This is a genomic window from Lacinutrix cladophorae, from assembly GCF_053604645.1.
This window is the reverse complement of the sequence record NZ_JBSHNR010000071.1, coordinates 14,178-32,113: the sequence shown is the minus strand read 5'-3', so window position 1 is coordinate 32,113 and position 17,936 is coordinate 14,178. Positions and strand designations below refer to the sequence as shown.

At 32.4% G+C, this 17,936-nt stretch carries 15 protein-coding genes; 3 read left to right on the top strand and 12 right to left on the bottom strand.

Annotated elements, in window-relative coordinates; genetic code table 11:
• Positions 1-198: 198 nt before the first annotated feature.
• Complete coding sequence (locus ACVC3Y_RS01580) at positions 199-1,287, top strand: serine hydrolase domain-containing protein (protein ID WP_452225924.1); 1,089 nt, start codon at positions 199-201, stop codon at positions 1,285-1,287.
• Positions 1,288-1,494: 207 nt separating this feature from the next.
• Here ACVC3Y_RS01580 and ACVC3Y_RS01575 read toward each other — a convergent pair whose 3' ends face one another.
• The 7 genes from ACVC3Y_RS01575 to ACVC3Y_RS01545 all read right to left on the bottom strand — a co-directional run bounded on the left by ACVC3Y_RS01575 (position 1,495) and on the right by ACVC3Y_RS01545 (position 10,724).
• Complete coding sequence (locus ACVC3Y_RS01575; protein WP_452225923.1) at positions 1,495-3,141, bottom strand: serine hydrolase domain-containing protein; 1,647 nt, start codon at positions 3,139-3,141, stop codon at positions 1,495-1,497.
• 392 nt (positions 3,142-3,533) lie between these two features.
• Positions 3,534-4,286, bottom strand: coding sequence for a hypothetical protein (locus ACVC3Y_RS01570; RefSeq protein WP_452225922.1), 753 nt, complete (start codon positions 4,284-4,286; stop codon positions 3,534-3,536).
• A 301-nt stretch (positions 4,287-4,587) separates the two neighbouring features.
• Positions 4,588-4,782 (bottom strand): hypothetical protein, encoded by a 195-nt coding sequence (locus ACVC3Y_RS01565; protein WP_303425790.1) that lies wholly within the window; start codon positions 4,780-4,782, stop codon positions 4,588-4,590.
• A gap of 328 nt (positions 4,783-5,110) precedes the next feature.
• Positions 5,111-5,833, bottom strand: coding sequence for a DUF6090 family protein (locus tag ACVC3Y_RS01560; protein ID WP_452225921.1), 723 nt, complete (start codon positions 5,831-5,833; stop codon positions 5,111-5,113).
• A gap of 165 nt (positions 5,834-5,998) precedes the next feature.
• Positions 5,999-6,793: a T9SS type A sorting domain-containing protein gene (locus ACVC3Y_RS01555; protein ID WP_452225920.1), complete on the bottom strand. Its 795-nt coding sequence runs from the start codon at positions 6,791-6,793 to the stop codon at positions 5,999-6,001.
• A 317-nt stretch (positions 6,794-7,110) separates the two neighbouring features.
• The gene (locus ACVC3Y_RS01550; protein ID WP_452225919.1) at positions 7,111-8,835 is read right to left on the bottom strand and encodes an amidohydrolase; all 1,725 of its coding nucleotides are present in this window, start codon (positions 8,833-8,835) and stop codon (positions 7,111-7,113) included.
• A 395-nt stretch (positions 8,836-9,230) separates the two neighbouring features.
• Positions 9,231-10,724 carry a YfcC family protein gene (locus ACVC3Y_RS01545; RefSeq protein ID WP_303425797.1) on the bottom strand — a complete coding sequence of 498 codons (1,494 nt, stop codon included), beginning with the start codon at positions 10,722-10,724 and terminating at the stop codon, positions 9,231-9,233.
• 128 nt (positions 10,725-10,852) lie between these two features.
• Here ACVC3Y_RS01545 and ACVC3Y_RS01540 point away from each other — a divergent pair, with 128 nt between their 5' ends.
• Entirely contained in the window at positions 10,853-11,518 is a 666-nt protein-coding gene (locus ACVC3Y_RS01540) for a uracil-DNA glycosylase (RefSeq protein ID WP_452225981.1), read from the top strand.
• A gap of 275 nt (positions 11,519-11,793) precedes the next feature.
• On the opposite strand, the gene ACVC3Y_RS01535 is transcribed toward ACVC3Y_RS01540, so the two are convergent.
• The 5 genes from ACVC3Y_RS01535 to ACVC3Y_RS01515 are packed head-to-tail and all read right to left on the bottom strand — an operon-like array spanning position 11,794 to position 15,790.
• Positions 11,794-12,648, bottom strand: a complete 855-nt coding sequence (locus tag ACVC3Y_RS01535; RefSeq protein ID WP_303425799.1) for a substrate-binding domain-containing protein — start codon at positions 12,646-12,648, stop codon at positions 11,794-11,796.
• 55 nt (positions 12,649-12,703) lie between these two features.
• A complete protein-coding gene (locus ACVC3Y_RS01530; RefSeq protein ID WP_452225918.1) occupies positions 12,704-13,573 on the bottom strand; it encodes a nucleoside phosphorylase in 870 nt (289 codons plus the stop codon).
• The gene (locus ACVC3Y_RS01525) at positions 13,563-14,504 is read right to left on the bottom strand and encodes a DUF1835 domain-containing protein (RefSeq protein WP_303425802.1); all 942 of its coding nucleotides are present in this window, start codon (positions 14,502-14,504) and stop codon (positions 13,563-13,565) included. Before ACVC3Y_RS01525 ends, ACVC3Y_RS01530 begins: the two co-directional genes overlap by 11 nt.
• 2 nt (positions 14,505-14,506) lie before the next feature.
• Positions 14,507-14,836 (bottom strand): translation initiation factor, encoded by a 330-nt coding sequence (locus ACVC3Y_RS01520; RefSeq protein WP_303425804.1) that lies wholly within the window; start codon positions 14,834-14,836, stop codon positions 14,507-14,509.
• A 3-nt stretch (positions 14,837-14,839) separates the two neighbouring features.
• Positions 14,840-15,790, bottom strand: a complete 951-nt coding sequence (locus ACVC3Y_RS01515) for an isopenicillin N synthase family dioxygenase (protein WP_303425805.1) — start codon at positions 15,788-15,790, stop codon at positions 14,840-14,842.
• Between the two features lie 141 nt (positions 15,791-15,931).
• On the opposite strand from ACVC3Y_RS01515, the gene ACVC3Y_RS01510 reads away from it, so the two are divergent.
• On the top strand, positions 15,932-17,908 hold the full coding sequence (locus tag ACVC3Y_RS01510; RefSeq protein ID WP_452225917.1) for an alpha-ketoacid dehydrogenase subunit alpha/beta: 1,977 nt from the start codon (positions 15,932-15,934) through the stop codon (positions 17,906-17,908).
• Positions 17,909-17,936 lie beyond the last annotated feature (28 nt).

Below are 17,936 nucleotides of genomic sequence, written 5' to 3'. Positions count from 1 at the left end.
CTATATTGCATATTCAAGGTTACAATTTTTATTTTATGAACGTCTCTTATCATATTGTAAGCGTATCAAATTTATTGATAAAGATACTTTAAATATCATAATGAGTTGATTACCATTTGATACGTTAACTTAATCAAAATAATTCTAAATGACGAATATTCAGTTCTAGGTTTGCATCGAATTTAAAACTAAATACATATGAAAACTTTAATTACAATTATTACAATCGCATTATCAACTTTATCCGTAAATGCACAAATGACAGCTGAAAAGGAGCTACAAAAAACCTTAGATGAATCTACAGACATTGCTTTAAAAGAGCATAACGTGCCTGGTATGGCAATCGCAATTATTAAAAATGATCAAGTGATTATTAAAAAAGGATATGGATTTTCTGATATAAAAAGCGGAGAAGCAGTTAACAGTACAACAGGCTTTAATATAGGATCTATATCAAAAATGTTTACCGCTTGGGGAATTATGAAATTAGTAGAAGAAGAAAGACTTCGATTAGACGCTCCTGCTTCCAATTATATTTCAGGGTGGAAATTGCCAGCTAGTGAGTTTGATGCTAATAAAGTAACCATTAGAAATTTATTACAGCATACAGCTGGTTTATCTGTGCATGGTTATAATGGGTATGAATCTAAAAATGAATTAACATCCGTTAGGCAATCACTATCGGGAACTTCCAATCCAGATGAAGCCGTAAAGCTTATTATGGAGCCAGAAAGTAAATGGCAGTATTCTGGTGGAGGCTATTCTATTTTGCAGCTAGTTATTGAAGAGGTGACTGGTAAATCGTTTGCAGATTATATGCAAAAAAACATATTTAAGCCTTTAAAAATGAAACATACAAGTTTCGATATCAATAAAAAGATATTAAAAAACTCTTCTAAAGCGTATGATGAAGAAGCAAAGGAAATTCCGTTGCGCCTTTTTAATGCGCAAGCAGCAGCGGGTTTACATACAACCATAGATGATCTAATTCTATTTGCAAAAGCATCATTTTCAAAAAATCCTGTATTGTCTAAAAAAAGCATTTCACTTTTAACTGCACCAACTGAAATATCAAATGGAAATTATGGAATGGGTTATATGGAGATGAATCGTTTTGGAGATTTCACATTGAACGGTCATGGAGGTTCTAACGAAGGTTGGCATTCTGGTTTCATGCTCGATTTTAAATCAAAATCTGGTATTATTATACTTACCAATGGCTCTAATGGAAGGAATGTCTTATTTGGAAGTATGAAAGATTGGGCTCAATGGCATGGAAGTAACTAATTATATTTCTTTTTATTTAAGCAGTGAATGACTAATCTAGAGGCATTCACTGTTTTTACGTGTAATGTGCTACAACGGTCTTATATATGAAAAGTAGCGGATTTTATGCACTAACTTTTCGGATTGGTACTGACTTTAAATTTATGAAAATCAATTTGAATTAAGGACTTAAACCGCCATTTTTTATATACGTTGTTAGCCATAGTATTATATCTTTTCAAATTCTAATCCCATAATTTTCATTGAAACAATTTTTCCACCCTTATTTCTTAAGAACTGAATTGGGTAGTTTGGAATATTAAATAGGTCTTTAGATAATGTATCTATTTCAGCGCTATATGCTCCTTTTCCATAATAAAATTGCAACGCACCATTTTCAAATTTAATTTCTTTAGCTACTTGTAAACTCTTATTTAAATAAATGCCTTCAAGTTCTTTTAACTCTAATTCTGTATGCTCATAGGGTTCAAGTTCTTTGAAAATCCAAGGTTTTTCATTTTCGTTTGCATAAAACTTGTATTGCTTGTTATTGGCTTGAACATCAAATTCCATAATTATGCCGTCCATCAAAAACTTTTGATTATCAAGAGGCTTTAATTTTCCTATTTCTTCTCCATCAGCTGTTGTTAGGACTAATTCTTTGTTCTTTAGTTTAATAATTCCAGTTTTTACATCTTCATATTCATTACCCAAAAAGATGTAATTCCCCTCATATTTTTTAAGGACATCATTGGGCAGTTCAATAATTGTATTCTCTTGTTCTTGATTCGTGTCAATTTCCTTTTCACTTGGAATGTATAAATCCACAAGTTGAAAAAATCGGTCTTCGAAGTCTTCTTCAAAAGTGTTTTGTGTAGTAAAAATTGCAATATCTAATTCCGGAAAGTATAAATATTTAGAAACGAAGCCTCCCATAATCATACCGTCAAATCCCATAGCAAAATAACCATTATGTGTTTCAAATTCAACTCCTAAACCATAGTCAATTATGGTTCCATCATTTAGCTTCGCTTTAGTTTGCATTTTCTTCCACAAATAAGGTGTGCCAATGGTTGCATTTCGCATACCTTGATGCCATTTAAACATATCTTTTGGTGTAGTCAAAATTTGACCATCTCCATTGTAGATTGCAGAGTGCAAATGCATTTTGTAGTAAGCATCATCATCTTCAATATATCCTATAGCTCTATTTTTTATTATGGTGTACGTACTATTTTTCTTGATGGTACTTTCCATTTTCAGTGGTGAAAAAATATGCTCTTGTAGATATTCTATGAAAGATTTTTCTGATACTTTTTCAATAATATCAGCAAGTAAAATATAGTTTACGTTGGTATATTCAAAATACTCACCTGGTTTATAGTTGAGTTCTTTTAAATTTACTATTATATTGCTAACTCTTGTTTGTGTAAGTAAATCGTTAAAAGACAAATCTGTTAAATGGAAATATGGGTCTACTTCGGGTATTCCGCTTGTTTGATTTAGCAATTGCTCAATTGTTGGGTCTCCTTTTTTATATCGAGGTAGGTTGTCGATATATTTGTAAGCAGGATCTTTTGTAGATAATTTCCCTTCATTTTCTAATAATAAAATTGCTGCTGCTGTAAATTGCTTCGCAATTGAACCAATATCAAATACAGTTTCATTTGTAATAGGAATATTATAATCAAGATTTGAATTTCCGTACTGTTTTTCAAGTATAATTTCATCTCCTTTAAATACGGCTATTGAAAATCCAGGTGAATTTTCGTCTACTTGGTACAAGTCATCTATTTTAGGTTGAAGGTTTTGAGCATACCCCAAATTTGAAATTAGTAGAGCTAAAATGATAAATACAAGTTGTTTTTCGGTCATATTTTTTCTTTCTCTAAAGACTCAATTAAATTCTTATTGTTACAGTTGATGAGTGAGTTTATTATAGCTAACGTGTTTGTGTATGAAAAGTTGCGTTTTTGTGAGCGAGGATTTTCCGTAGGAAAATCAGACGTAACAAAAGAGCAACGATCTTTATTTAAGCACTAATTTAGCATTTTTTTATACACGATGTTAGTGGCAGTTTTTTTATTCAGTTCGTTCTTCGCATTTCTGTTCAGCCAGTTGTTTCGCCTGTGAATCATTTGTTGAAGTAACAGTAATGAATTTCGGTCGTCCGTTGTCTTTTCTACATTCAAATACGTAGTCAAAATATCCTAACCGTGGATTTTGTAATTTATCTTTTTGTTTACAGGTACACATCGTAAATTGGTTTATTGATTATTATTTGCATCAGTCATAAATGACCATTTTCCTTTTAATTTTATTTCGCACCATTGTCCTTTTTTAATTTGGAAGGTGTCTCCTTTGTTTGTGCTACCCTCCCAATATGGTATATAGGTATCTCCTGTATGAATTCTTAAAAGAAATGTTTTGTTGAATTTAACAATTAGACTAGTCCCATTTTTAGTAACAGTATATATATTTTCGCCTGAAATTTTTTTGGTTGGTTTTTTATCAATATTATTCTTGTCTAATATTTTCATTCCAATTCTCCAAACAGGTCTTCTTCTTCCAACTGTTCCAGCCAATTGTCCATCACATCCTTTTGATATGCCACCAGGATACAAAAAGGGCAAAGAGGAACTTTCTCTTTCTCCAACATCTAACGTGTAACAAATTGAATAATTTGATGGTGAATTTTGAAGTTTAATTTCTATGGCTTCAAGTCTTCTGCTCTGTCCAGTAGTCCCAGCAACCTGACCATTTGAAACCCAATTTTGCCATCCGATGCCTTGAACGTGTGCTCTATAAATTATCGATGCTCCTGCTGGAAAATCAACTAGTTTTACTTTGATTGCCTCAATTCTTTTGTCATCCTGTTTACCGATTAAATTATCGCCACCACTTTGCCAATTTAACCATCCATGTGATTGTTCATGTATTTGAAATTGAACATTTTGACCTCTACTGTTTTGAATTCCCATTATTAGAATTAATGAGAAAAAGAAAATTACTTTTTTCATAATATATAAATTTTGGTTGTTACAAATTATTTAAAAGTAGATTATTATTCAATACCCAATAACTGGTAATTTTGGGGTTCAAATTGCCACTAACTCGTTATATAATAACTAAAGTCTCTTTTATTCATTAATAAAACATTTTTAATCTAAAAGATAGTAAAACGAAACTCACCATTAATGCGCTAATCTACAATACGTAGTAATACGTATTTTTTTGCAAATTTTTTCATTTTCCATGGCGTGCACTTTTCTATAAGGTGCACCATTTCGTTTGCGTTAATAATTCCGAAATTTATTTTAGCTATTCTGTTTTTTTATTGTCAATATATTTCATTAACAATCCTAATAACAAACCAGAAATTAGAGAAAGTATTATTTTTTTTCCAATTCCGTCGAAAGTGAAATCACCAGCTAAAAAATCAATAGCACTGTTTGAAATTAGTACAAAAATTCCAAAAATTATGCCTTTGTAATACCAATTTAATTTTGTCATCATCTTTATATACGTGCGTTTACTTTGTTTTTAATGCATGGCAACCTATTATATAATAACTAAAGGCCCTACTAATTATTAATAAAACGTTTTAGTTTAAAAGTCAGTAAAGTAAATTTACCATTTAACCCGCTAATGTACAATACGTAGTACTACGTATATTTCGTAAAGATATTCACAGTACTTTGCTTGACGAAGATAGAACAAGACTTTGTAATCTCTTTACGGGAAACCGTATAGGCAAGCAGAAAATCTGCGAAAACTTTTATACGTAGGCGAGAAGCTAGTAATTAGTATATGTGTGGTTGTGCTTTCGTTATTTTTAACTCAGCTATTGTTTTAATTCTTTGTCGATTTGAGAAATAATATCCATAAGGCTTTCTTGGTTTATGACAAATGTTCTCCAATAATAAAAATTCTTTGATTCGAAATAAATATTAAGATCAGCAATTAAATTTTCATCCGTTAAATCACTAAGGTTTTTATATGGCTTATAAGTTAATATAGGAGCATATTTATAATTTAAATCCGATGAACCTTGTCTTAAGATTTCAAATAAATTTTCATTTGTAGGTGCATTAAAAGTATAGAACCTTTGAATATTTGAGTATAAGGTGTCATTTATTATAAGGTCAGAATTGCCATCAGCAATCATTGCATCGTATGCACTTGTGTTGGATCGAAAAGGCATATCATATCCAAATAACTCCGAATAAGATATTTTGCTAATAGTATCAAATTCGGCAAAGGAAGTTATTTCTTTGCGAGGATTAAATGAAGGTAAAACCTTTTTAAAGTACATAATCTCTCTTCCCCAATAAGGTTTTAATTCTTCGATTAACTCTAAATCTTTAAACATATCCGAACGAATTTCTTTCAAAATAGTGGTAGCTTTCCTTTTGCTCTTTTGAACTTCATTCCAATTATTAATCTGCAATGCAATCAAAATTCCAATTACCACCAATAGAATTTCGCCAATAGCATAAACCAGATATTTGCTGAATTTATTTTCGATCAGCATTTTTTGTCTAATTTTTCTAAAGAATTTTAGCATTGGTTAGCGGTTTTTTATAATGAAGCACAACGTTAGGTATATGAAAAGTAGCAGAGCAATAATGCTTTTATTTTCAGTTTAGCAATAAAATAGTAGTTAAGCACAAACTTTGTAGTTTGCACTTAACTACTATTTTTTATATACTTTGTTAGCAAACGTTGTGTTTTATTCTTTTAAAAATTTAATTGTATCTCCGTTTTCAAATTTTAAGAAGTATAATCCATTAGAATAGTTGCTAACGTCAATTTTTTTATTAGTATTAATACTTCCTTTTGAAATTTCTGAACCAATAACATTATAAATTCTATAATTTTCTGATTTAGTCAATCCTTGAATTTGTATATAGTCAACGGAAGGATTTGGAAATATTTTCACTGATTTTTTAATGATAATATCATTAGTTGATAAATCATTGTTAGTGGTAAAAGCAATTTCCGAAAAAGAAGTGAAATTTTGACCGTGGAAATTACTGAGTACTTCCATTCTAATATGTGTTACACTTACACTGTTAAATGTATTAGTTATAGCAAGGATTTCATCAGTAATTGTATTTAAATAACTATTTTGAGTGTATGATGTCGGTCCTCCAATTATTTCTGAATAATTAACGCCATCAGTTGATGAATAAAATTTAACAGTATTTACTCCATCATCTGTATAGATAGCAGGAGGATTAGCTCCAGCGTTCCAAAAAATTATACCATCAATAGTATATGTACCTCCTAAATCAAAATCAAAAACTGGGTTTTGACAATTACAGGCAAATGAATTTGATGTAGTTGCACCACTATGGTTAGTTGTTGGGTCTGACACGTCAACCAAGCCTGTTTGATCGTATGATGCATTTAAACTTCCTGTAATACTTGTTGCAGTAGTAGTGGCTGAAATGGGATTGATAACTTGCGAAAATGATAATTTAAATGATAATGCAAAAAAAATAAAAATGTAAACTTGTTTCATTTGTTAAATAATTTAATTGTAATATTTGTTTTTAATGTTTGCTAACTCATTATATAATAAATTAAGTTGCTATTTTTATTATTAAAGCGCTTTTAGTCAAAAAGTTAGCAAAACGAAATTACCAATTAACGCGCTAATGTACAATACGTAGTTCTACGTGTTTTTTGTAAAGTTACTGCCAGTACTTCTCTAGAAGAAGGTATAACAAGCCTTGGTAACCTCCTTAAGGGAAACCGTATAGCTAGTCTAAAAATCTAAGAAGCCTTTTGTAAGTAGGCGAGAAGCTAGTAATTAGTATATGTGTGGTTATGCTTTCGTTATTTTGTTTCTTTCCTGTAAACCACTTCACCATTAAAAATAGTCATGGCGATTTCCGTATTTAAAATCTGATGTTCTTCCACAGTCATTAAATCTTGATTGAAAATGGTAAAATCAGCAAGCTTACCACTGGAAATAGAACCTTTAATATCTTCTTCAAAGGCACCATAAGCTGCATCTAAGGTGTAGGATTTTAATGCTTGCATTCGTGTCATTTTTTGTTCTGGCTCATAACCGCCTTCAGGAGTTCCTTTAAGTGTTTTTCGGCTTACACTAGCATAGAAACTAGCAATAGGATTAAGAGGCTCTACAGGCACGTCCGTTCCATTTACAATAGGAACGCCACTCTGTAATAACGCTTGCCACATGTAAGCGCCTTCTTTGATTCGTTTTTCCCCCAAACGGTCAATAGCCCAAGGTCTATCGGAAGACAAGTGTATGGCTTGCATTGCTGGAATTACATGCAATGCTGCAAAACGAGGAATATCATCAGGATGTAGATGTTGCGCATGTTCAATACGGAATCGATGATCGGCATCTAACATGTTTAATTCCTTTAACGCCAATTCATATTGATCCAGAATTTCTCTATTGGCACGATCTCCAATGGCATGCGAACAGATTTGAAAATTGTTTTGCAATCCTTTTATTGCTACTTGTTTTACAATATCCATTGGAAGCGTCTCATGGCCATAATGCCCTTGACGATCTGTGTACGGTTCTAAAAGCCAAGCGCCTCTGGAGCCTAAAGCACCATCACAACTTAATTTTATAGAACGTATCGTTAACCGATGGTCTGGATCTATTCTTGGACCTTTTTCAAACCATTCCTCAAGTAATTCTTCACCACCTCTTAACATGGCATACATTCTAACATTCATTTTTCCAGCCGATTTCATGTCATCAAATAGCGCTATAATATCTTTTGAAATACCTGCGTCATGAAAACTAGTGATACCATTTTTATGGCATGCTTCCATAGCTAGATGAAACGCTTGCTGGTTTGTTTCTGGCGTTTCTTCTGGTATATGTTTGTAAATCATACTTATTGCATGTTCATTAAAAATACCTGTTGGCATACCAAATGCATCTACAATGACTTCACCTCCTTCCATAGCATACGACTGGATTCCTTCTTTACGTAAGCTTTTTAAACCTGCAATTTCCATAGCCTTAGCATTTGCGAATCCTGCGTGGCCACTTGCATGAAATAAAAAAACAGGATTTTCTGGGGATACTTCGCTAAGTAAATGATGCGTTTGAAATCCTTTAACGGTGTTTGCAGGCATACTGTCCCATTTGCTTTGGTGCCAACCGCTACCAATTATCCATTCGCCTGGTTTAGACGTTTTTACTTTCGCAGCAACAGCGTCTACAATATCTTGATAGCTAGTGGTATGCATAAGATTAAGCTCTAATTCGTTATAGCCTAAGCCCATAAAATGACCATGCCCTTCAATTAAGCCTGGTGTCATTGTCTTCCCTTCTAAATCGATAAGTTCCGTTTGTTCATTTTGATAGTTTTTTGCTTCTTCAAAACTTCCGGCAAAGAGAATTTTATCCTTTTTGGTTACCACGGCCTCCACTGTTGTTTGTGTAGAGTCTACTGTATAAATGGTTCCGCCATGAATAATCATGGTGCCATATTCTTTATTATTATTAGCACAGGAGCTTAAAAAAAGGCAGGCTATTATTATATTTAATGTATAAAATCGTAGTGTCATGATAGTTGTAATTTGTTTTAGTTGGTTAATTAATGTTCGTCCTATACTTTAGCTAGCATAATATAGAATTTGTTGTTTATTCATTTTAGCATTGGTTAGTGGTTTTTGGTTATGTATCAAAACATATTACATAATAACTAAAGGTATTCTTTTTTTTTATTAATAAAGCGCTTATAGTCATGTAGTTGAAAGAAACTAAATTATCATTTAAAAACCCTTTTTGCAATACGTATTTCTACGTGTATTTAGTAATGTGAATGATAGTTGTTTTTCAGTAGGTCGTGAAAGCTATTTCATCCTATGAAACAGCAATATAAAAAACAGGGTAGCTACCAAGAAATAGGATATTAATAAACTCGTTTATGCTAACGGCATCGATTCCGCGAAAGCGTTATTTATAAATAGCTAGAAACGGTCATTACTATTAAAGTAAAGACGATTAGGATGATGAATAAAGGCATCACGAATTTTAACCATTTGTTGAAACCGACTTTTACTACTGCTAGCGAGGCTAAAATTAAACCAGTAGGATTTACAAAATAGAAAAGCCCCATACCGTATTGATAGGCATTTACTACAATTTCGCGTCCAACACCAACACTATCTGCTAGTGGCGACATGATTGGCATGGTAAGTACAGCCATACCAGAACTACTTGGAATGAAAAAGGAAAGTCCGGCATAGACTGCTGTCATGGCACTTGCAAAAACACCTTTATTCATGTCTTGGGTTAAGGAACTTGCATAATGTAAAAGGGTATCACTAATTAATCCGTCGGCCATAATAACCGTTACTCCACGTGCAATCCCAATAATTAGGGCAACACCTAATAAGTCTCCTGCGCCTTTAACAAAGGTGTCGATAAATTCGGTTTCTTTAATTTTGGCAATAAAACCAATAAGAATGGATCCAACTAAGAAGGTAGCAGTCATTTCTACAAACCACCATTCTAAGGCTACTACACCATAAATCATGATGATAAAGCAAAGCGCAAATACAATTAAGGATAAACGTAATCGAGTTGTAAATGCAATTATTTTAGTGTTTTCGTGATTGAATAATGCTGCTATTTGTTTTTGTTGGTCGTAAATAATAGATTTAGTAGGATCTTTTTGTACGCGTTTACCATAACGTATAATGTAAACCAATGCTATAGTTAAACAGGAAGCTAACATAAATAGTCTTCCGCCAAGTCCTGTAGTCCAACTTAATCCAGCTGCATCACTTGCTATAATAGTACTAAAGGGATTGATGGTAGAGCACATGGTACCAATAGCACTTCCTAAAAAGATACAAGCAATACCTACCATGGCATCGTATTTTGCAGCTAAAAATACGGGAATTAGAATAGGGAAGAAGGCAATGGTTTCTTCGGCAAAGCCAAAGGTTGTTCCTCCTGCAGCTACTAAGGTGGTTACTAAAATTATGAGGATAAATTCGCGTCCTTTTAGTGCATTGGCGAGCCAAGAAATACCAGCATCAAACGCACCTGTACTATTAATAATACCGATTAAACCTCCAATAATTAAAACGAGAAAAATGATGTCTGCAGCTTCTATAATTCCTTTTACAGGAGATTTAATAAATTCTAAAACACCTTGTGGTTTGGATTCTAGTTTTTTATAAGTATTAGGTATGTTTATGGGTTTGTAGATATCGCCATTAGTGAATTTTTCTAATGGGATTTTGATATTTAGTGATTCTAAATGGTCTTGTGTTGCTGGAAGGATTTCCGATTTTTCAATACCAATTCTAGTGAATGTATTATCGTCTTTATTATAGCCTAAAGTTTCGTATTTACCAGCAGGAACGACCCAAGTAAGTAAGGTTACTAATCCTGCAATAATTAGTAAAATGGTTTGTGCCGATGGAAATTTTAGTTTTTTCATAGGTTTTTCCCAAGTATGGGATTTAATTATGTTTAAATATGGAAATATAAAAAAAAGGGTTCTATATTTTTTATCAAGTTTAAAGATAGTATTATTTTACACTTTCATAAATTTTGAATAAAAAAAAGATGTATATAAGTAATAGTTGGAAAATACATTTAAACGAAACCTTTAATAAACCGTATTATAAATCATTAATGAAGTTTGTGGATGAGGAATATGAAAATCACAAATGCTTTCCTGCAAAAGAAAATATTTTTAATGCTTTCAATTTATGTGCTTTTGAAGATTTAAAAGTGGTTATTATTGGTCAAGACCCGTATCATGATGATGGTCAGGCTAATGGTTTGTGTTTTAGTGTTAATGAAGGTGTAGCATTACCACCCTCATTAAAAAATATTTTTAAAGAGTTAGAAAATGATTTAGGTACTTGTTTTTCAAAAAATGGTAACCTAGAACATTGGGCAAAGCAAGGAGTATTGTTGTTAAATGCTACACTAACTGTTAGGGCACACCAAGCTGGAAGTCATCAAAAAAAAGGTTGGGAAACTTTTACAGATACTGTAATACAATTAATAAGTGATAAAAAAGAAAATGTAATATTTTTACTTTGGGGTGGTTTTGCTAAAAAGAAAGCAAAAATAATAGATATTAAAAAACACACAATTTTATGTTCTGGACATCCATCTCCATTAAGTGCTAATCGAGGATATTGGTTTGGAAATAAACATTTTAGTTCCGTTAACTTCCGGTTGGAGCAAGTTGGTTTGAAGCCCCTTGTTTGGCTGGTCTAACGCTTACTACACCTTTGTTTTTGTCTAACATTTTTAAGCGTTTAGTTGTTTTATTACAACTAAATACTAATAGAAGGAAGTTAATAGCAACTAAAAAAATAAGAACAGAAGTAATGATTAATAGCATATGAACTAATTTATTATTTGTAGGTTTGGATTACAAATATAAGATTTTAGTTAAATAAAGTTAACAAAAATTAACAATCTTAAATAATTAAGTAGTTAAACTGCAATATTTTAAGGATTAAATGCTGACTTTGTATAGAATTTATACCTTATAATTTTGTAACCAATTGATCATAGTTCCATTTTTCTGGAATGATATCTAAATCAAATAACTTTTCTTGCACATTTGCTATTGTTTTTTCATCAATAACTTCTTGAGACCATTCTGTTAAGCTTAGCCATTCTTGTACATCTTCTAATTTTTGTTCGTATCGGTTTGCTATTGTTTTGTCGATAGATGGGATATCTTTAAATTCTTCGGTAGTATTATTTATAATATTTAAAATGGTTTTTACATCCTCTTTATTGTTTTGTAAAAATTCTGTTCTTACTGCAATAACAAAACAAGGCCAGGGGGAAGGACAATTTGCAATGCGTCTAAAAGTACCATTATCGACTAAGGGTTTAGTGGTGAATTTTTCCCACATAAAATAGTCTGCTTTTTCATTGGTTAATCCTTCAACAGCACCATCTAGGTTTTTAATCACCTCAAAGTGTAAGTCCTGATCTAAGTTCCAATTGTTGTTTTGCGCGTTAATGTAAGCCATTAAATGCGAACCAGAGCCATATCTGCTAATTGCAGCTTTTGTGCCTTTTAAGTCTTCTATAGATGCATATTTAGAATGCTCTGCTACGTGAATTCCCCAAATAAGCGGAGAGTCTACAAAGGTTTGTACAATAGTACTTGGATTTCCTGCTATAATATCTTTTACAATACCTTCGGTAAGTATAACAGCCAAATCTATTTCTCCATCACGAAGTGCGTTACACATTTGTCCTGTGCCTCCAAAATAATCTTTCCAACGAAGATTGATTCCTTCGTCTTTATATTCTCCATTTTTAAGTGTTAAGTACCAGGCTAAATTAAAATGTTCTGGTACACCACCAATTTTTACTGTCTTCATATTTTTCCGCGAAAGCGATAATTGTATTACTTTTTATTCGCACCAAAGTGGGAAATTATTCTACTATTTTATTTAAGGTATATTCTATAAGCGCATTAACTACCGCTTTTGGGTCTTTACTAAACTCGCCAGTTGCTCTATTTGCAATAATAGCGTTCATAGACAATGCTTTATGCCCTAAAAGTTTAGCAATCCCGTAAATACCTGCAGTTTCCATTTCTAGGTTTGTTATAGCCATTCCTTTAAAATTAAAGCTTGCAAGGGTATCGTTTAAATGGTTATCCTGAATTGGTAAACGAAGAATTCGGCCTTGTGGTCCATAAAAACCAACATTAGTTGCTGTAAAACCTGTAACCGTTTTATTGGATTTTATTTTATTTAATAATGAAGAATCACAAGTTACTATATAAGGATCTGATTTTTTATTAAACCAGTTTGTGTGTTGCATTAATGCTTCCGAAATTTCTGTATTTTGCACATGTTCGCTTTCATAAAAATGAAGTAAACTATCAAAACCTGCAGCATACTCGCTAACTAAAAAAGCATCAATAGGAATGTTTTTTTGTATGGAACCAGAAGTACCAATTCTAATAATATTTAGAGTGGTTAATGTATCTTTAATTTCTCTTTTATTAAAATCTATATTTACTAAAGCATCTAGTTCGTTAAAAACAATATCTATGTTATCTGTTCCAATTCCGGTAGAAATTACAGTTAGCCTTTTGCCTTTATAAATTCCTGTTTGTGTATGAAATTCTCTTTTATGTGTAGAAAATTCAATCGAATCAAAATGCTTGGTTACACTTTTAACACGATCTGGATCACCAACTGTTATAATTGTATCTGCTATATGTTCTGGTTTTAAATTTAAATGATAGACGCTTCCATCAGGATTTAAAATTAATTCAGATTCTTTAATTGGCATGCATTATTGTTTTTATGAGTTTATTTTCTTTTTTGTTAAACTGAAAATCTAAACGATTAACATTGCCATAAATCATGTTGTCGTTAATTTCTGAAGCATAGTTTTTCTTTCCTAAAAGTACTTCATGTCCTTTTCTGTTTAAGCGAATACTATCATTATCTTCGGTATAAAATATGGCTAGGTTTTCTATAATTCGCATTAATTGAATGTCTCCAAAACCATAATATCCTTGGTAGTTTAATGCATAACCTAACAGGTGATGTTTTGACTTGATATCATACTTATTAATAATATTTAATGTGTTTTGCTCTAGAGTACTTAGTCCTGTTTTAGAATCTGGAAAACGTTTTAAATGTGCTTTAAGACAAATGCCTAGATATTCAAAAGAGGATTTTTTTGTAATGTATTTTTTTAGCAAGTTATGGTCTGTACCACAATAAATTTGCCAAACACTAACAGCAATATCTCTATCGCTTTCTTGTAGTTTAATTCTGCCTTTATAGTGCGAGTCTAATTGTTCGGGAGTTAGTTCGCTTAAACCTTTTAAATGGTCTTCATTTGCTATTCTTCCACTGCAAACTAAAGAAATAGGTAAATTTATTTTTCGTTCGTTTAAAAGACTTAGTACGGCTACCATGTTTAAATGGCAAAATAAATCGTATTCAAACCATAAAACGATTTCTGAATATTGGTCTACAGTATCTAATTTATGTAGTTCGTTTTTATATTCGTATTCATCAACTTCAATATTATAAAACTCGTTTAAAAAGTCTTTTCTAACTTTAATGAATGCATCTGTATTGATAATTCGATTTGCAGGACCTTCGCATAGCATTTCGTGCCATGTTAAAAAATCTCCTTTGTAATTTAAGTCGTTTAAATAATTCGTTAAGTTACTGCCATTTGTAATATGAAGTATATTGTCTTTCATGTTTAGCCTCCAACTCGTTTTACGTTAAATCCTTTTTCTTTAAGCATTTCCATGATTTTATCTCTATAATCACCTTGAATGATAATTTTATCCTCTTTAAAACTTCCACCAACACTTAGTTTGGTCTTCAGTTCTTTTGCAAGGGCTTTAAAATCTTCAGTAGCTCCAGTATATCCATCTAAAATAGTAATAGGTTTACCTTTGCGTTTTTCGTATTTACAAAGAATAGGATCGTCTTGCATCCAAATTCCTTTTTCTGTAGCATCTTCTTTTTTAGGAGTTTCTTCTACATGGTCTGGAAACAAGTTTTTAAGTTGGTCTTGTAAGTCCATGGACTATTTTTTAATTAGGCCTAATTCTACAAGGCGTTCATGTAAAAATTCACCAGCAGTAATATCTTCATATAATTTTGGGTTATCTTCATCTATACAACTTTCTAAAACATTTAATTTCATATCACTTATTGGGTGCATAAAAAATGGCATAGAATAACGAGAAGTTCCCCAAAGTTCTCTTGGCGGATTAATAACTCGGTGTATCGTAGATTTTAATTTATTGTTGGTATGACGAGAAAGCATGTCACCAACATTAATCATTAATTCGTCTGGTTCTGCAATAGCGTCTATCCATTCACCATCATGTTTTTGCACTTGTAAACCTCTTCCTTGTGCACCCATTAAAAGTGTTATTAAATTAATGTCACCATGAGCAGCAGCACGAACTGCATTTTTTGGTTCATTAATAATAGGAGGGTAGTGTATTGGTCTTAAAATAGAATTACCATTATGTATGTATTGGTCAAAATATGTTTCTTCTAAGTTTAGGTATAAAGCCAAAGCTCGTAAAACGTATTTAGCCGTTTTTTCTAGCATTCTATAGGTTTCTTTTCCAATTTTGTTAAACTCTGGTAATTCTTTAACCGAAACATTTGCAGGATATTCTTCTTCTAATTTAGGGTTGTTTTCTACAAACTGACCAAAATGCCAAAATTCTTTTAAATCTCCTTCTTTTTTTCCTTTAGCACTTTCTTTACCAAAAGATATATAGCCACGTTGCCCTCCAATACCTGGTACTTCATAGCTGCGTTTTGTTTCTACAGGAAGGTCGAAAAAGTTCTTTACTTCTCCGTATAAATTATTTACTAAAGTATCCTCTAAAAAATGCCCTTTCAGTGCAACAAAACCTATTTCTTCATAAGCTTTACCTATTTCATCTACAAATTTTTGCTTTCTTGTTACGTCGCCTGAAACAAAGTCTTTCAGGTTCACACTAGGTATTCTATCCATAAATCTTTTATTTTATAAGTCGAATTACAAATGTAACGAAAATCTTGAGTAAAAATAAACTTAAAAGTGGCATAACATGAAAAATTAGTTACATTTGATATATAAAAATACAAGGTATTGGAAACGTTTTCTAAAGCAATCATGAACTACAACAAAGAAGGGTTAAGTAATGAAACCTTAATCGATTTATATAAAAGCATGCTGAAACCTAGACTGATAGAGGAGAAGATGCTCATTCTGTTAAGACAAGGAAAAATCTCTAAATGGTTTTCTGGTATTGGCCAAGAGGCTATTTCTGTTGGAGTAACAAAAGCTATGCTAAACGAAGAATATATTTTGCCAATGCATCGTAATTTAGGGGTTTTTACTACTCGTGAAATACCATTATATAGATTATTTGCACAATGGCAAGGCAAAGCTAGCGGATTTACAAAGGGTAGAGACAGAAGTTTTCACTTTGGAACTCAAGAATACAATATTGTAGGTATGATCTCGCATTTAGGACCACAATTAGGGGTTGCTGATGGGATTGCTCTAGCAAGTAAGTTAAAAAACAAAAAACAAGTAACCGCCGTTTTTACTGGTGAAGGCGGAACTAGCGAAGGAGATTTTCACGAAGCTTTAAACGTAGCTTCGGTTTGGCAATTACCTGTCTTATTCTGTATCGAAAACAATGGCTATGGCTTATCTACTCCAACAAGTGAGCAATATAATTGCAAGGATTTAGCAGATAGAGCTTTAGGTTATGGAATGGAAAGCCATATTATTGATGGAAACAATATTTTAGAAGTTTATACTAAAGTGAACGCTTTCGCGGAAGACATTCGGAAAAATCCACGCCCTATTTTACTAGAATTTAAAACGTTTAGGATGCGAGGTCATGAAGAAGCTAGTGGAACAAAGTATGTACCTCAAGACTTATTAGATGCTTGGGCAGCGAAAGATCCTTTAGAAAACTATCAAGAATTTTTAAAGAACGAAGGTATTCTTGACGAAGTTTTAGAGGTGAAACTAAAAGAGGAAATAGTTCATGAAATTAATGAGCATTTAGATTTAGCCTATGCGGAAGAAGCAATATTTCCATCTGAAAGTGAAGAGTTAAGTGATGTATATAAATACTATGTATATCAGGAAGTTACTCCTAACAAAGAAACAGAAGAATTAAGATTGGTTGATGCTATTTCTGAAGGATTAAAACAAAGTATGGAACGTTATGATGATTTAGTTATCATGGGGCAAGATGTTGCAGAATATGGTGGTGTTTTTAAAATTACTGATGGTTTTGTAAATGCCTTTGGAAAAGATAGAGTTCGTAATACACCTATTTGTGAATCTGCAATTGTAGAAACAGGGATGGGACTTTCTATAGCTGGCATAAAGAGTGTGGTAGAAATGCAATTTGCAGATTTTGTAACTTCTGGTTTTAATCCTGTAGTAAATTATTTAGCAAAAAGCCATTATCGATGGAACCAGAATGCAGATGTAGTATTACGTATGCCTTGTGGAGCAGGAGTGGCTGCTGGACCTTTTCATAGCCAAACTAACGAAGCTTGGTTTACAAAAACTCCTGGTCTAAAAGTAGTATATCCAGCGTTTCCTTATGATGCAAAAGGACTTTTAGCTACAGCAATTAATGACCCAAATCCAGTACTATTCTTTGAGCATAAAGCGCTGTATAGAAGTATCCGTCAAGAAGTACCAACAGATTATTATACATTACCACTTGGTAAAGCTTCGCTTTTAAGAGAAGGCGATGCGGTTTCTATAATCGCTTATGGAGCCGCTGTGCATTGGGCTTTAAGTACTTTAGAAAAACATAGTGATATAGATGCAGATGTTATTGATTTGCGCTCGTTACAACCTTTAGATACTGAAACTATTTATACTTCTGTAAAGAAAACAGGTAAAGCAATCATATTGCAAGAAGATTCGCTTTTTGGCGGAATTGCTAGTGATATTTCTGCTTTAATTATGGAAAACTGCTTCGAGCAATTAGACGCTCCTGTAAAACGTGTCGCGAGTATGGAAACACCAATTCCTTTTATTGGTCAGCTAGAGGACCAGTACTTATCTCGAGATAAGTTTGAAGGGGAATTGTTGAAGTTGTTAGCGTATTAAGGCTTCTTTCTAAAAGAATTAAATAGCA

Coding starts and splice junctions, on each gene's coding strand:
- ACVC3Y_RS01580 (WP_452225924.1), top strand. CDS start 199: ATGAAAACTTTAATTACAATTATTACAATCGCATTATCAACTTTATCC.
- ACVC3Y_RS01575 (WP_452225923.1), bottom strand. CDS start 3,141: ATGACCGAAAAACAACTTGTATTTATCATTTTAGCTCTACTAATTTCA.
- ACVC3Y_RS01570 (WP_452225922.1), bottom strand. CDS start 4,286: ATGAAAAAAGTAATTTTCTTTTTCTCATTAATTCTAATAATGGGAATT.
- ACVC3Y_RS01565 (WP_303425790.1), bottom strand. CDS start 4,782: ATGATGACAAAATTAAATTGGTATTACAAAGGCATAATTTTTGGAATT.
- ACVC3Y_RS01560 (WP_452225921.1), bottom strand. CDS start 5,833: ATGCTAAAATTCTTTAGAAAAATTAGACAAAAAATGCTGATCGAAAAT.
- ACVC3Y_RS01555 (WP_452225920.1), bottom strand. CDS start 6,793: ATGAAACAAGTTTACATTTTTATTTTTTTTGCATTATCATTTAAATTA.
- ACVC3Y_RS01550 (WP_452225919.1), bottom strand. CDS start 8,835: ATGACACTACGATTTTATACATTAAATATAATAATAGCCTGCCTTTTT.
- ACVC3Y_RS01545 (WP_303425797.1), bottom strand. CDS start 10,724: ATGAAAAAACTAAAATTTCCATCGGCACAAACCATTTTACTAATTATT.
- ACVC3Y_RS01540 (WP_452225981.1), top strand. CDS start 10,853: ATGTATATAAGTAATAGTTGGAAAATACATTTAAACGAAACCTTTAAT.
- ACVC3Y_RS01535 (WP_303425799.1), bottom strand. CDS start 12,648: ATGAAGACAGTAAAAATTGGTGGTGTACCAGAACATTTTAATTTAGCC.
- ACVC3Y_RS01530 (WP_452225918.1), bottom strand. CDS start 13,573: ATGCCAATTAAAGAATCTGAATTAATTTTAAATCCTGATGGAAGCGTC.
- ACVC3Y_RS01525 (WP_303425802.1), bottom strand. CDS start 14,504: ATGAAAGACAATATACTTCATATTACAAATGGCAGTAACTTAACGAAT.
- ACVC3Y_RS01520 (WP_303425804.1), bottom strand. CDS start 14,836: ATGGACTTACAAGACCAACTTAAAAACTTGTTTCCAGACCATGTAGAA.
- ACVC3Y_RS01515 (WP_303425805.1), bottom strand. CDS start 15,790: ATGGATAGAATACCTAGTGTGAACCTGAAAGACTTTGTTTCAGGCGAC.
- ACVC3Y_RS01510 (WP_452225917.1), top strand. CDS start 15,932: ATGAACTACAACAAAGAAGGGTTAAGTAATGAAACCTTAATCGATTTA.